Here is a 14,424-nt window from a genome sequence, read left to right as displayed (position 1 = left end):
TTCGCCGGTATGACGGCTGTGATTGCGTGCGAGCTACAGCAGCTCCGACGCCGTGTGGATGGTCAACCCGACCAACCCGCCGATCAGCGTGCCGTTGATCCGGATATACTGAAGGTCGCGCCCGACCGCATTCTCGACACGGTCGGTGATCGTCCGTGCATCCCAGCTGCGCACGGTATCCGATACGATGCGCACCAGCTCATCGCCATATTCGGCGACGATGCCGACAATGGCGCGGCGGGCGTAGAGGTTGACGGCGGCGCGCAGCTTCGGGTCGGCCTCCAGTGTCTCGCCGAGCCTCTTCGCCGCCTCGCCCAGCCGCCCGGCCAGCGCCGCGTCGGGGTCGTTGACGGCGCGCAGGATCGCGGTCTTGAGGCTCAACCACAGGCCGCCGAGATACTTCGCCACCTCGGGATGGTCGAGCAGCTCGTTCTTGATCGTCTCCACCCGTTCGCGCGTCTCGGGCAAATGCTTCAGGTCGAACGCGAAGTCGCGCAGGCCCTGCGTTACCTTCCCGCGCATCGGGTGGTGCGGGTCGCCCGCCACCTCGTAGATCAGGTTGCGGATCGCATCGATGATCTTGTCGGCTATCGTCTCGTCGACGTTCGCGACGCGCAGCAGCCACGTGGTGCGCTGGTGAACCGCCTCGCGGATCATGAACTCGTTGGCGTCGAGCGCGCGCGCCGCCCACTGGATGACGGCATCGATCAACGGCTCGTGCCGGTTGCCCTCGATCGCCGCATCGACCGCCGAACCGAGCATCGGCGACACTTCCATCGCTCGGATGCGGTTCGCCGCCATATTGCGCACGAGGCCGCCGATCGATTCATTGTCGAGCGCCTCCATCACCTGTTGCGTCAGCTTGGCGACGCCGCGGCGCGGAGTGCCCGAGCGGGACGGCGCGCTGAGCCAGCGGCCTGCGGCGGCGGCCATGTCGAACGCCTCCAGCCGCCGCGCGACGATGCGCGGGGTGAGGAAATTCTGGCGCAGGAAGCTCGCCAGCGTGTCGCCGATCCGGTCCTTGTTGCGCGGAATGATCGCGGTGTGTGGGATCGGAATGCCCAGCGGATGGCGGAACAGCGCCGTCACCGCGAACCAGTCGGCAAGGCCGCCGACCATCGCGGCTTCGGCAAAGGCGCGGACGTAGCCGAGCCACGGGTACTGATCCTGCCAGGTGCGCGCCGCGATGAAAACGACGGCGGCCACGACCAGCATGCCGGTCGCGGCCACCTTCATCCCGCGCGCGGGACTTGCGTTCAGGTCAAGTCGATCGAGCCTCACCCGGCTCCTAACTCATTCGGCGGGCTGCGGTGCCGCACCGCCGGGCTTCTTTGCCGCGCCCCCGCTGGTCAGCTTGCCGAACTTCGGCGCCAGCCAGCGCTCCATGTCGTCGGCGAGGCTAAAGCCAGCGGGGATGATCAGCAGGGTCAGCAGGGTCGACAGGATCAGGCCGCCGATCACGGTGAGGCCCATCGGTGCCCGCCACGCGGCGTCGCCCGACAGCGACAAGGCGGTCGGGATCATGCCGGCGACCATCGCGACGGTCGTCATCACGATCGGCTGCGCCCGCTTGTGACCGGCGTCGATGATAGCCGTGGTCTTGTCGACGCCCTTGGCGATCTCCTCCAGCGCAAAGTCGATGAGCAGGATCGAGTTCTTGGCGACGATGCCGAGCAGCATGAGGATACCGATGAACACCGGCATCGACAGGATGTTGCCCGTCAGGTGCAGCGCCACCGCGCCACCCAGCGGCGCCAGCAGCAGCGAGCCCATGTTGACGAACGGCGGCAGCACCTTGCGATAGAGCAGCACCAGAACCGCGAACACCAGAAGCACGCCCGAGATCACCGCCACCACGAAGTTGATGAGCATTTCCATCATGAACTTCTGCTGGCCGAAGGTGACCTTCTCGACCCCGGTCGGAAGCTCCTTCATCAACGGCAGATTGTTGATCTTGCCCATCGCGTCGCCGGTCACCTTGCCCGGCGCGAGATCGGCCGAGATGACGATCCGGCGCTTCTGGTTGAAGCGGCGGATGATCGTCGGGCCCGACCCGAGGCCGATGTCGGCGACAACCTTCAGCGGCACCGAGCCGCCGTTGACCGTCGGCACCGGCAAATTCTCGATCGTCGCGAGGTCCTGTCGCGCAGATTCGTCGATGACGACGCGGATCGGGATCTGGCGATCGGACAGCGAGAATTTCGCGACGTTCTGGTCGATATCGCCGATCGTAGCGATGCGGATCGTCTGGCTGAGCGCCTGCGTCGTGACGCCGAGGTCCGCGGCGAGGTCGAAGCGCGGCGTCACCGTGATCTCCGGCCGGCGCATGTCGCCTTCGATGCGCGGCGCGCGCACCTCGGGGATGCCCTTCATCTGCTCGACCAGCTCGGTCGCGGTTGCATAGAGCTCGTCGGGGTCGTCGCCGGCGAACATCTGCACGATGTCGCGGCTGCTCGGCCCGCCGCCCTGCTGCGAAGCGAAGTTGATGCGCGCGTCGGGAATTTCGGACAGCGACGGCTGCGCGCCGCGCTCGAAATCGACGCTCGACCGCTCGCGATCCTTGCGCAGCTTCAGGTAGATGGTCGCCTCGCCCACCTGGACGTCGGCGAAGGCATCCTGCACCTCCTGCTCCTGGCGCAGGCGGCGCACCGTTTCGTCGACCACATTCTGCGTCTGCTGCAGCGTGGTGCCCGGCGTCATGATGATCCTGACCTGGCTGTTGTCCTGGTCGGTCGTCGGCTGAAACGCCGTCGGCAGCGAACCATAGGCAAAGATGGTCAGGATGAACGACAGGAAGCCGAGCGCCATCATCCAGTAGCGATGGTCGCGGGTGAAGGCGAAGAAGCGCGTCAGCCGCGACGGCGCCTTCCGGCGCACATCGGCGGCGCGCTGGTCGAGCGTCCAGCGCAGGATGCGCATATAGATATCCATCGACCTGCCCTCGCCGTGCGAGGCTTCGCCATGCGCCTTCAGGAAATAGGCCGCGATCATCGGCGTGATGAGGCGCGCGACGGCAAGGCTCATCAGCACTGCGGCAACGACCGTCAGGCCGAACTGCTTGAAATACTGGCCCGAAAAGCCCGGCATCAGGCCCACGGGCAAGAACACCGCAACGATCGACAGGGTGGTGGCGACCACCGCGAGGCCGATCTCGTCCGCCGCGTCGATGGAGGCCTGATAGGCGGATTTGCCCATGCGCATGTGGCGGACGATATTCTCGATCTCCACGATCGCATCGTCGACGAGCACGCCAGCGACGAGACTCAGCGCCAGCAGGCTGATGCCGTTCAGCGTGAAGCCCATCAGGTCCATGAACCAGAAGGCCGGGATCGCCGACAGCGGGATGGCGATCGCCGAGATGATCGTCGCGCGGGTATCGCGCAGGAACAGCCACACCACGAGCACGGCGAGCACCGCACCCTCGATCATCGCCTCCATCGCCGACTTGAACTGGTCCTTGGTGTACTGGACCGTCGTGTACAGCTCGGTGAACTTGATCTTCGGATTCTCTTTCTCGAGCGCCTGCAGCACCTTCGCCGCGTCGTCGTAGACGGTGACGTCCGAGGTGCCCTTGGCCTTCGACATCGAGAAGCTGAGCACCTGGCGGCCGTTCATCTTCGCGAGCGATCGTTGCTCGCCATAGCCGTCGGTGACACTCGCGATATCGGCGAGGCGGACGGTGCGGCCGTTGCCGACCGAGATCTGCGTCTCGCCGAGCGCATAGGCGTTGCGCGAATTGCCGAGCACGCGCACGGCCTGCTCGGCGCCCGCCACCTCGGCGCGACCGCCGGTGGCGTTGATGTTGACGAGGCGCAGCTGCTGGTTGACCTGCGCGGCGGTGATGCCCTGCGACTGCAGCTTCGCCGGATCGAGGACGATGCGGATCTCGCGGTTGACGCCGCCCGAGCGCTGGACCTGCGCCATGCCCGACACCGACAGCAGCCGCTTCGCGACCGTATTGTCGACGAACCAGCTCAGTTCCTCGAGCGTCATGTCGGTCGATTCGACCGACATGTAGGACAGCGGACCACCCTCGATGTCGATCCGTGTCACCTGCGGTTCGAGAATGCCGTCGGGAAGATCGCCGCGAATCTGCGACACTGCGTTGCGCACGTCGTTCACGGCGCGGTCGACCGGCGTACCGATGTCGAACTGCACGCTTACCGTGGTGTTGCCCTCGGTCGCCCAGGCGGTGATTTCGTCGACGCCGCTGACGCCGCGCACCGCGGCCTCGACGCGCTGCGTGACCTGCGTCTCCAGCTCCGACGGCGCCGCGCCCGGCTGCGAGACGTTGACTGTGATCAGCGGGAAGCTGACGTCGGGCTGATTGTTCACGTCCATCCGGATGAAGCTGACGATGCCCGCCAGCGTCAGCGCGACGAAGAACACGATCGGCGGCAACGGATTGCGGATCGCCCAGGCCGAAATATTACGCATGCTTGATCCTTCCCCGACCGGGCTTCAGCTCAGCGCTTGGCCTGCAGCACCGGGTCGATGGTTTCGCCTTCGTTGAGGAACGCGCCCGCCGACAGCACCACCTTCTCGTTGCCGGTGAGGCCCGAGGCGATGGCGATACCGGTCTCGCCGACCTCGCCGGTCTTCACGTCGCGGCGCGTGACCTTGTTGTCGCTGCCGACCACGAACACATAGGGACCCTTGGTGTCGGCGAGCACCGCCGATTGCGGCAGCTTCGGCTGCTGCGCCGTGCCCGCGGCGATGCGGGCGTTGGCGAAGGCGCCGACGCGCAGTTCGGGATCGTTGACCAGCGCAATGCGCGCTTCGCCCTGGCGGGTCTGCGCGTCGATCACCGGCTCGAGCAGCCAGATTTCGCCGCCGAACTCGCGCGGGCTGCCGACCAGCTGAACCGTCGCGGGCATGCCGCGGCGGAGACGCGCCAGATCCTGCTCGGCAACGCGCGCCTTCATCTCCATCGCGCCGTTCTGCGCGATCTTGAACAGCGGCATACCGCCGGCGCTGACGATCTGGCCCGGCTCGACGTCGCGGGCGAGCACGAGACCGGCGCCCGGCGCGCGAATGTCGAGGCGCGCGAGGCGGGCCTGCGATTCGCCAAGCTGTGCCGAGACGACGCGAACGCGCGCGGCGTTCGAATCGCGGGTGGCGGTGCGGCGGTCGATGTCCGCCTTCGAAATGAAGCCCTTCTCGACCAGCGTCAGCGCACGGTCGAGCTCGCTCTGCGATAGCGCCAGATCGGCGCGCGCCTGCTGGACGCTCGCGGTGAGCTGCGCGACCTGCTGCGCCTGCACGGCGCGGTCGAGGCGCGCCATCACCTGGCCGGCGCGGACAGTGTCGCCCGCCTCGACGAGCACGGCGGTGACCATGCCGCCCTCGCCTTGCACGCCGACAGGCATCTCGCGGCGAGCCGCAACGGCGCCCGACACGCGCACTTCGGCGGCAACCGAGGCGACGCCCGGCACCACCACCGAGACGCGCGGCGCCTTGGCCTCTTCCGCCGGCGCGTCATCGCCGCCGCCGAGAAACTTCGTGGCCGCCCAGGCCAGAGCGGCGGCGACAAGGACGCCGACAATGAGGATTCGCCGGTTGCGGGCCACGAAGCCCTGCGCTTCGTCGGCATCAGCCGAGCCATCGGCGCGGATGGGTGCATGCATGTTCATCAACCTTCGAGTCCCCGATATGTCGGCAACGGTGTGTTATATGAATATATCAGTTGCCGCAAGCCGCATTTCCGCGGGCGCGGGGGCCATATCATGCTCTTCGGGGCTGGAATATGGCGTTCGACCAACGGATTTTCCCGTTCGACCAGTAGCTAGCCGTTTCACCACAGCAACGTTTACGCATTCTGAACGGGCAACCAAACGCGCGGCCGGTCGTTCGGATCGTCAGGTGGGTGACAGGGGCGAAAAAGGCTGGGCGTGGCCCGCATTTTCCGCCGTCGCCCGCACTGTAAACCCGGGACCCCGCTGTCCCCGATCAGGGAGCGATTACATGGATTATGGCATTCTCGGCTGGATCGTTATCGGCCTCATCGCGGGTGCGCTCGCCAAGTTCATCATGCCGGGCCGCGACCCGGGCGGCATCATCGTCACCATCCTGCTCGGCATCGTCGGCGCGATTATCGGCGGCTTCATCGCCTCGGCGATCGGTTTCGGCGCCGGTGGCAACATCTGGAACCTGCTGATCGCGACGCTCGGCGCCGTGATCCTGCTGTGGCTGTACCGCGTGTTCACCAGCCGCCGCACGATCGGTTAACCTTCGTCGTCTAAGCTGGCCGCCGGCCGGGGCTTTCGGGCTCCGGCTGTCGGCTGTTGAGGGGGGAATGGCGTGGAACTGCTCGGCTGGATGATCGTCGGCCTCGTCGTCGGCCTGCTCGCCCGCCTGGTTGCCCCGCGCCGCGCCGCGAGCGGCCCCGTCCTCCTCATCCTTATCGGGATCGCGGGCGCCATGCTCGCCGGCTTTCTCGGCCGCGCGCTCGACCTGTTCGAGGCGGACGAGCCAGTGAGCTACGCCGCCGCCGCCGTCGGCGCGCTCGTGCTCATTCTGATTTATCGCCTGGTGCTGCGCGCCCGCGCATCCTGATCGTTGCGCAATCGTTACGCCGTTCAGCCCCGCGAAAGTCGCGGTGCGGCATCTGCCGCGTCAACACCAGTTTTCGTTCGGAAGGATTGATCCGATGATCGCACGTTTCGCCATTGCCGCCAGTCTGTTCGCGCTCGCCGCTCCCGCGGCCGCCCAGGTGGTGCCCATCGTTCAGGCGCCGACCGTCGGCACCACGCTCGCCGTCGCCGCCGAGGGCAAGGTCGAGCGCGCGCCCGACGTCGCCGATCTGTCGGCCGGCGTGATGACCCAGTCGAAGACCGCCAGCGAGGCGATGCGCTTCAACGCGAACAAGATGACCGCCGTCGTCGCCGCGCTGAAGCGCGCCGGGATCGCCGACCGCGACATCCAGACCTCGGGCATCAACCTCAGCCCGCAATATATGTACCGCGAGAACCAGCCGCCGCTGCTCACCGGCTATCAGGCGAGCAACAACGTCTCGGTGCGGGTGCGCGACATCGCCAACATGGGCAAGACCATCGACGCGCTGGTCGCGCAGGGCTCGAACCAGATCAACGGCCCGACCTTCCGCCTCGACAAGCCCGAGCCGGCGCTCGACGAAGCCCGCGTCGCCGCGATGACCAAGGCCCGCCAGCGCGCCGAGCTTTACGCCAAGGCCGCCGGCCTGCGCGTGAAGCGCATCCTGCAGATCAGCGAAGGCAGCGCGGTCACCCCGCCGCCCTACCCGGTCCCGGTGATGCGCGCGCAGGCAATGGCGGAAATGAAGGACGCCTCGACGCCGGTCGCCGCCGGCGAGGTCGAGCTGAGCGTCACCGTCAACGTCGTCTTCGAACTCGAGTAGCTTGACCCCGTCCCCGTCTGCCCTAGCGTGGCGGACGGGGAGGACTTCGATATGGCAGGCTATGGCAAGGGGCTCGTCGATCTCGGCAGCGGAATCTACGCCTATCTTCAGCCCGACGGCAGCTGGGGCTGGTCGAACGCAGGGCTGATCCGCGACGGCGACGAGGCGCTGCTGGTCGATACGTTGTTCGACGAGCCGCTGACCGCCGAGATGCTCGGCGTCATGCGCGACGCCACCGGCCTCGGCGCATCCGACATCGGCACCGTCGTCAACACCCACGCCAACGGCGACCACACCCATGGCAACGGCCTGCTGCCGCAAGCCGAGATCGTCGCATCGGAAGCGTCGGCCAAGGAAATGGCCGAATTCTCGCCGCAGATGCTGGCGCAGTTGAAGGCTGCGGGCGCCGCGGGGCAGCTCGGCGTCGCCGGCAATTACTTCGCCGAAATCTTCGCGCCCTTCGACTTCGCCGGCGTCAACAGCCGCGCCCCGACGCAGACCTTCAACGGCCGGCTCGACCTGAAGGTCGGCGACAAGGGCGTGCGGCTGATCGAGGTCGGCCCGGCGCATACGGCCGGCGACGTGCTGGTACATGTCCCGACCGACCGCACCGTGTTCACCGGCGACATCCTGTTCATCGAGGGCACGCCGATCATGTGGGAAGGGCCGGTCTCCAACTGGCTCGCCGCCTGCGAGATGATCCTCGACATGGACGTCGACCATATCGTCCCCGGCCACGGCCCGCTGACCGACCGCGCCGGGGTGCGCGCCGTCCACGACTATCTCGGCTACATCACGCAGGAGGCGCGCAAGCGCTATGACGCGGGCATGTCCGCCGCCGACGCGGCCTTCGACATCGGCCTCGGTCGCTTCGACGCGTGGAGCGATGCCGAGCGCCTCGCGGTCAACGTCGACACGCTCTACCGCGAGTTCGCGCACGACCACAGCCCGCGCAACACGCTCGCGCTGTTCGAGCTGATGGGCCGCCTCTATTACGACCGCAAAGGGCGAACCGCCGCCTAGACGACGGTGGCGCCGCCATCGATGACGAAGCTTTGCCCGGTGGTGAAGGCACCGGCCTTCGAGGCGAGGAACACCGCCATGCCGGCGATCTCGTCGGGCTGGCCGATGCGCTTCAGGCAGGAGTTCGCCTTCGCCGCCTTCAGGATGTCGGGATTGTCCCACAGCGCCTTGGCGAAATCGGTCTGGACGAGGCCGGGGCAGATGGCGTTGACCGTCACCCCCTTCGGCCCGAACTCGAGCGCGAGGTTGCGCGCCAGCTGCATGTCCGCCGCCTTCGAGATGCAGTAGGCGCCGAGCTGGTTGGACGCCTTCAGCCCGCCGATCGACGAGACGATGATCACCGCCCCCTCGCCGCGCTCGACCATCTGCGGCGCGGTCATCTGGATCAGCCAGTGGTTGGCGACGATGTTGTTCTTCAAAATCTTGTCGAACTGCTCGTCGGCGATGCCCGCCATCGGCCCGAAATAGGGGTTCGCCGCCGCGTTGCAGACGATGATGTCGATCTTGCCGAACGCGCGGTTGGCTTCATCGACCAGCCGCTGGAGGTCGTCCTTCGACGAGATGTTCGCCGGCACCGCTATGGCGGCGTCACGCCCGACCGCGGCGTTGATCTCGGCCACCGCCGCCTCGCAGGCGTCGAGCTTGCGCGAGGAAATGACGACGTTGGCGCCATGTTCGGCCATCCGGTGGGCGATCGCCTTGCCGATGCCGCGCGACGAGCCGGTGATCACCGCCACCTTGCCCGAAAGATCGAAAAGTCCCGTCATTGCTGCTCCCCGCCTAAAATCGTTCGCTGACTTACTATGGCCGTTCATCGAGCTGCGCCAGCACCCGATCCATCTTTTCGTGAAGCGCCAGAATCTCCAGTTCGGCCTTCAAATTCACCTCATAATCCTGCTGGGCCTGAAGCCGGTCGCGCACCACTTGCCGGTTCTGGCTCATCATGATGATCGGCGCCTGAATCGCCGCCAGCATCGACAGCAGCAGGTTCAAGAAGATGAAGGGATAGGGATCGGGCGGGTGCGTCAGCAGCAGCGCGTTGGTCAGCGCCCAGCCGAGCAGGAACAGCCCGAAACCGGCGATGAAGCCCCAGGAACCGCCGACCGCGGCAACGCGATCCGCGAGCCGCTGGCCGAAGCTGTCCCCGCCCTCGCCCGCCGCCGGATGCGGCCGGCTCACCGTTTCGCGCCGCGCCGCCCGCTCGACGACGTGGCGCACCCGCGCCGGCAGTGTCCCCGGCTCGGTCGCGAGCGCCCGCTCGGCGAGCCGCACCATGTCGATAGGTTGATCACTCATGCGCGCACCTCCCGCCCTACGTCATCGCGCGGCGGGAGGTTCGCGTCAAAGCGCGGACAGCCTATCGCTTGCGCCAGCGCCAGATCAGCAACAGAAGTCCGGTGATGATGAAGATCGCGAAGCCGGAGAGCATCCACGGGTTGATGTACCACTGTGCGCCCCATTCGAACTCGCCGCCCATGATCCGCGCCCAGCCCTTGAAATGCTGGGTGCCGGCGACCGACAGACCGAAAACCGCGAACACCGCCGACAGGTAGCGCACCAGCCAGTGCGCCGGATTGGGCAGCAGCAGCAGGATGCCGAGCAGGCCGATAACGGTGCGCTGGCTCCGGCAATAGGGGCAGGCATAGACGAGATCGGTCAGATCGACCGCCCAGGTGGCGATCGCGATCAGGATGGCGACGATGCCCACGGCCATGCGGTGGCGCAGCAGAATATCCGGCAGATCGTTGAACATCGGCATTCCCCCCGTCGCGTTTCGCGATCGGCGCCAAGCTGTCGCGTCAGCCTGACGAGGTCAATGCCAATGTCCCCGCCAGCCCGCCGACCGCGAGGACGACCGGCGTCGCCAGCTTGTTCTTCCACCGATAGAGCACGAGCAGCGAAGTCACGAAGATCGCGCCGGTGACGATCAGCGCCGGCGTGCGGTCCACCGTCGCGCGCGCCAGATCGAGCAGCGTCATCGCGATCAGCCCGGCCACGCCCGCCGCCACGCCCGCCAGGAAAAGCTGCAGCCGGCGATGCTCGATCAGCGCCTCCAGTCGCTCGTAGAACAGCAGCGAGAAAGCGAAGGCAGGGAGGAACATGCCGGCGGTGATCGCCAGCGCGCCGGCGAGCCCGCCGCTCACCCAGCCGACGAACGTCGCGAAGATGACCAGCGGCGCCGGCAGGATGCCCGACAGGCCGAGGCCGTCGAGGAACTGCGCGTCGCTCATCCACCCGCGCCCGACCGTGTCGGTTCGGACAAACGGAATCGCGGTGTAGGCGCCGCCGAAGGTCAGCAGGCCGCCCTTCAGCCCGGCCACGAACAGCGCAGCCGCGGTGGGTGCGGCGACTGCGGCCTGGGTAGCGGCACCGGCCGAACCGCTGATCAGCCACCCGCCTGCCGCCGCAACCAGCAGCACCAGCGCGGCAAGCCCGTACCGCCGCGACGCCGCGAGCGCATAGCCGATGCCCACCCCCGGCAGCACGATCCAGAACGGCGCGCCGAGCAACGTGGCGCCGGCCGCCAACCCGGCGGCCAGCCACAACCAGCGGTCGATCAGGATATGCTCCCCGATCCGGTGGACGGCGCGCACGATCACCGCGATCACCGCCGCCTGCACCCCGAGGAACACCGCCGCGAGAAGCCGGCTTTGAAACGCGAACCGCGTATAGGCCCAGGCAAGCGCCAGCACGAGGATGAAGCCCGGCAGCATGAAGGCGAGCCCGGCGAGCAGCCCGCCGAGCCGCCCCTTGGCGCGAATGCCGAGATGCACGCACAGCTCGTGCGCCTCCGGCCCCGGCAGCGCCTGCATCACCGCCAGCAGCCGGTTGAAGTGCGCGCTGGAAATCCACCGCTCCTCGTCGACCAGCTCGCGCCGGATCATCGCGATCTGCGCCACCGGCCCGCCGAACGCCATCAGGCCGAAGCGCAGGAAGCGCAGGAACAGCGCCGGGTGGCTGAGATCCGGTGGGCGATGGGTGTCGGCGGGCGCGGGGGCGATCACCGCGCCGCTCACCGGCCGTCCCCCGCCGGCCGCGCGCCGCGGGGCTGGTGCGAACTCCAGTTATGGACCTCGTCGGTGGCGTCGCGGCACCAGCGATAGAGCGCGTCATAGACCAGCATGCCGGCATCGAGCTGCTCGATATCGTCGGCGAACATCCGCGACAGGCCGAGCGACACCGCGAGCAGCCCCGCCGCCTCCGGCACGATCTCGGGATGGCCGGTGTCGGCCCCGCGCACGATGACGGCGAGCTGTTCCAGCGCCGGAAAGCCCGTCAGCCCCAGTTCCTCGACCATCACGTCGAAGGTGCAGCGGTCGCCGCGGTGGCTCCACGCGATGCCGTCGCCCTCGACGTCGAAGGGTGTCGCATCGAACCGTGCGGCGACAGCGGCGACCTCGGCAGGCGGCACGAACAGAAACACGGCGGCCGGGTCGACGAAGCGGCGGATCAGCCACGGGCAGGCGATGCGGTCGACCTTCGGCCGCTGCCGCGTCACCCAGACGGTGCGGCCGTTCGAATCTCGGCGCGGCAGCTTCGCCTCGGGCACCAGCGGCAGCCCCGCCGCCGCCCAGCCCGCAACGCCGCCCTCCAGCCGTTCGGCGGGGACGCGCTCCTGCCGAAGCCACGCGGCAACACCGTCGGCGATATCCCCGCCATCGCCCGATGCGACCACGACGGCCTGCCCGCCAAATTCGGGCGCCCAGTGCGCAGGCTCGGCAAAGCGCCGCCGCCGCGCGCCGGGAATCAGCCGCGGGTCGCGCGCGAACTCAGCGTCGGTTCGCATATCGACGATCCGCGGCGCGGTCGGCTGGCCGATCAGGCGAGCAAGCTTTTCGGCGGTGATCGAATGTGGGGCAGGCATAGGGCGTCCTTCATCAACCAGGACGCGATGCTTCAGCCTGACGCCTCATGGGGTGATCGCGATCCCCATGCGCCCAGATTTCCGCGTTCGGCGGGCGGTGTCAATCGGCGGTGAGCAGGAGGTTGCCGCTTTGACCGACGAAGTGGCTCGAAGGTGGTGACCCCAACGGGACTCGAACCCGTGTTTTCGCCGTGAAAGGGCGACGTCCTAGACCGCTAGACGATGGGGCCGCAGCGGAAGAGGCGCTGACTTAGCTAGGGCGTCGGTATCGGTCAACCGTTCAATCGGCCCACGCCGCATCATCGAGATGCAATTCGGCGCTGGGCTTGGCGCCCCAGTCGTCGCGCTTGATGCGGCCGGCGACATACATGCGGCGGCCGCGCGCGTTGGCGAGCGCGGCGCCGAGCGCGGTGTCGGCATGGCGGAACGCCACCGCCTTCACCCGCGAACCATCGGCCCCCGACAGGATGACGCGGACGTGCCCGGTGCCGACCACATCGCATTTGACCACCGTCACCGGCCCCGCCGCCACCCGGGGCTGCGGCCAGCCGGCGCCGTAGGGGCCGGCGCCGTCGAGCGCTTCGGCCAGCTCGACGCACACCCCGCCCGGCGCCAGCGCGGCGTCGAGGGTGAGCGCGGCGCCTTCCTGCGCGCGGGTCACGTCGGCGCCGAGCCGATCGTTGAGAAATTCGGTGAACGCCGCGACCTTGTCGGCGTCGACGGTGAGGCCCGCCGCCATCGCATGGCCGCCGCCCGCGACCAGCAGCCCCAGGTCCTTCGCCGCCAGCACCGCGCCGCCCAGATCGACGCCGGGCAGCGAGCGGCCCGAGCCCTTCCCTACGCCATCGGCGTCGACGGCGATGATCACAGCGGGCTTGTTGAGCCTGTCCTTGATGCGGCTGGCGACGATGCCGATGACGCCGGGGTGCCAGCCCTGCCCGGCGATCACCGCGACCGGGCTGTCGCCCTGCCCCACGCTCGCCGCGACCGCCGCCTCGGTGATGCTGGTCTCCAGCGCGCGGCGCTCGCCGTTGAGGAAATCGAGCTCGGCGGCGATGACGCGCGCCTCCTCGGGGTCCTCGCTGGTCAGCAGCCGCACCCCGAGGTCGGAGCGCCCGACCCGGCCGCCGGCGTTGATGCGCGGCCCGATCATGAAGCCGAGGTCGCCGGCCTGCGGCGATCGCTCCAGCTTCGCCACGTCGAACAACGCGGCCATGCCGATGTTGCGCCGCGCCGCCATCACCTTCAGCCCCTGCGCGACGAAGGCGCGGTTGAGGCCGGTCAGCGACACCACGTCGGCGACGGTGCCGAGCGCGACGAGATCGAGCAGCTCCATGAGCTTCGGCTCGGGGCGGCCGGCGAACCAGCCGGTGTCGCGCAGCAGGCGGTTGACCGCGACCGCGAGCATAAACGCCATGCCGACCGCGGCGAGGTGGCCGTAGGCGGCGCCTTCCTCCTCGTCCATCCGGTTGGGGTTCACCACCGCGACGCAGGCCGGCAGCGCGGTCGACGCCTTGTGATGGTCGACCACCACCACGTCGAGGCCCGCCGCGCAGGCCCGCTCCAGCGCTTCGAACGCCTGCGTGCCGCAATCGACGGTGATCGCGAGCGTCTTGCCCTGCCCCGCCAGCCGCTCCAGCGCCTCGCCCGAGGGGCCATAGCCCTCCATCAGCCGGTCGGGGATGTAATAGGTCGCATCCGCCCCGCAGGCGCGCAGGAAGCGGATGAGCAGCGCCGCCGAGGTGGCGCCGTCGACGTCATAGTCGCCGAACACCACCACCGGCTCACCGCTGCGCACCGCGGCGGCAATCCGTTCGGCCGCCACGCCCATGTCGCGGAAGATCGAGGGGTCGGGCAGCCAGTCGCGGATCGTCGGGCTGCGCAACCGCTCCAGATCGTCGAACGAGGCGCCGCGCGCGAGGAACAGCTGCGCGACGATGTCGTCGAGTCCGGCGCGGCTGGCCAGCTCGGCCGCCCGCTCGCGCCCGCCCCGCCACCGCCACGGCTGGCCGAGCACCGACTGCTCGATGCCGAAGACCGAATTACTCATGTACGCTGCACCCCATCACCGCACTGTAGTGCAGGTCGTCATCCTGACGAAAGTCAGGACCTCATCCCGGGTTAAACGCGACGACCCTGCGCACCGCGACGAACGTGGCAG

Annotated in this window: 13 protein-coding genes and 1 tRNA gene; 4 read left to right on the top strand and 10 right to left on the bottom strand. The window is 68.2% G+C overall.

All coding sequences use genetic code 11. The features are described from left to right. Nucleotides 1–33: 33 nt before the first annotated feature. Genes ACFOMD_RS13215 through ACFOMD_RS13205 form a run of 3 tightly spaced genes read right to left on the bottom strand, consistent with a single transcriptional unit; the run spans nt 34 to nt 5,633 of the window. A complete protein-coding gene (locus ACFOMD_RS13215; RefSeq protein WP_380862125.1) occupies nt 34–1,236 on the bottom strand; it encodes a DUF445 domain-containing protein in 1,203 nt (400 codons plus the stop codon). 57 nt (nt 1,237–1,293) lie between these two features. Further along, on the bottom strand, nt 1,294–4,437 hold the full coding sequence (locus tag ACFOMD_RS13210; protein ID WP_380862123.1) for an efflux RND transporter permease subunit: 3,144 nt from the start codon (nt 4,435–4,437) through the stop codon (nt 1,294–1,296). A gap of 29 nt (nt 4,438–4,466) precedes the next feature. Further along, a complete protein-coding gene (locus ACFOMD_RS13205) occupies nt 4,467–5,633 on the bottom strand; it encodes an efflux RND transporter periplasmic adaptor subunit (protein ID WP_380862121.1) in 1,167 nt (388 codons plus the stop codon). A 331-nt stretch (nt 5,634–5,964) separates the two neighbouring features. Here ACFOMD_RS13205 and ACFOMD_RS13200 point away from each other — a divergent pair, with 331 nt between their 5' ends. From ACFOMD_RS13200 to ACFOMD_RS13185, 4 genes are all read left to right on the top strand, one after another. After that, nucleotides 5,965–6,228, top strand: a complete 264-nt coding sequence (locus tag ACFOMD_RS13200) for a GlsB/YeaQ/YmgE family stress response membrane protein (protein WP_380862119.1) — start codon at nt 5,965–5,967, stop codon at nt 6,226–6,228. 72 nt (nt 6,229–6,300) lie between these two features. After that, nucleotides 6,301–6,555 (top strand): GlsB/YeaQ/YmgE family stress response membrane protein, encoded by a 255-nt coding sequence (locus ACFOMD_RS13195; protein ID WP_380862117.1) that lies wholly within the window; start codon nt 6,301–6,303, stop codon nt 6,553–6,555. A gap of 94 nt (nt 6,556–6,649) precedes the next feature. After that, complete coding sequence (locus ACFOMD_RS13190) at nt 6,650–7,375, top strand: SIMPL domain-containing protein (RefSeq protein ID WP_380862115.1); 726 nt, start codon at nt 6,650–6,652, stop codon at nt 7,373–7,375. A gap of 51 nt (nt 7,376–7,426) precedes the next feature. Continuing rightward, on the top strand, nt 7,427–8,398 hold the full coding sequence (locus tag ACFOMD_RS13185) for an MBL fold metallo-hydrolase (RefSeq protein ID WP_380862113.1): 972 nt from the start codon (nt 7,427–7,429) through the stop codon (nt 8,396–8,398). Here the strand turns inward: ACFOMD_RS13185 and ACFOMD_RS13180 are convergent. The 7 genes from ACFOMD_RS13180 to recJ form a co-directional block, all read right to left on the bottom strand. Beyond that, nucleotides 8,395–9,165, bottom strand: coding sequence for an SDR family NAD(P)-dependent oxidoreductase (locus ACFOMD_RS13180; protein ID WP_380862111.1), 771 nt, complete (start codon nt 9,163–9,165; stop codon nt 8,395–8,397). The genes ACFOMD_RS13185 and ACFOMD_RS13180 overlap by 4 nt on opposite strands. 34 nt (nt 9,166–9,199) lie before the next feature. Further along, nucleotides 9,200–9,694: a DUF1003 domain-containing protein gene (locus ACFOMD_RS13175; protein WP_380862109.1), complete on the bottom strand. Its 495-nt coding sequence runs from the start codon at nt 9,692–9,694 to the stop codon at nt 9,200–9,202. A 61-nt stretch (nt 9,695–9,755) separates the two neighbouring features. After that, nucleotides 9,756–10,151, bottom strand: a complete 396-nt coding sequence (locus ACFOMD_RS13170) for a hypothetical protein (protein WP_380862107.1) — start codon at nt 10,149–10,151, stop codon at nt 9,756–9,758. Between the two features lie 46 nt (nt 10,152–10,197). After that, entirely contained in the window at nt 10,198–11,415 is a 1,218-nt protein-coding gene (gene chrA / locus ACFOMD_RS13165; RefSeq protein WP_380862105.1) for a chromate efflux transporter, read from the bottom strand. Next, on the bottom strand, nt 11,412–12,263 hold the full coding sequence (locus tag ACFOMD_RS13160) for a chromate resistance protein ChrB domain-containing protein (RefSeq protein WP_380862103.1): 852 nt from the start codon (nt 12,261–12,263) through the stop codon (nt 11,412–11,414). Before ACFOMD_RS13160 ends, chrA begins: the two co-directional genes overlap by 4 nt. Nucleotides 12,264–12,417: 154 nt before the next feature. After that, nucleotides 12,418–12,493, bottom strand: a tRNA-Glu gene (locus ACFOMD_RS13155). Nucleotides 12,494–12,543: 50 nt separating this feature from the next. Next, nucleotides 12,544–14,313: a single-stranded-DNA-specific exonuclease RecJ gene (recJ, locus tag ACFOMD_RS13150; RefSeq protein ID WP_380862101.1), complete on the bottom strand. Its 1,770-nt coding sequence runs from the start codon at nt 14,311–14,313 to the stop codon at nt 12,544–12,546. Nucleotides 14,314–14,424: the final 111 nt, after the last annotated feature.

The sequence above is a fragment of the Sphingoaurantiacus capsulatus genome, from assembly GCF_042648405.1.
GTDB classification, from domain to species: domain Bacteria; phylum Pseudomonadota; class Alphaproteobacteria; order Sphingomonadales; family Sphingomonadaceae; genus Sphingoaurantiacus; species Sphingoaurantiacus capsulatus.
The sequence above is the reverse complement of the archived record's forward strand: the minus strand, read 5'-3'. Positions and strand labels throughout refer to the sequence as shown.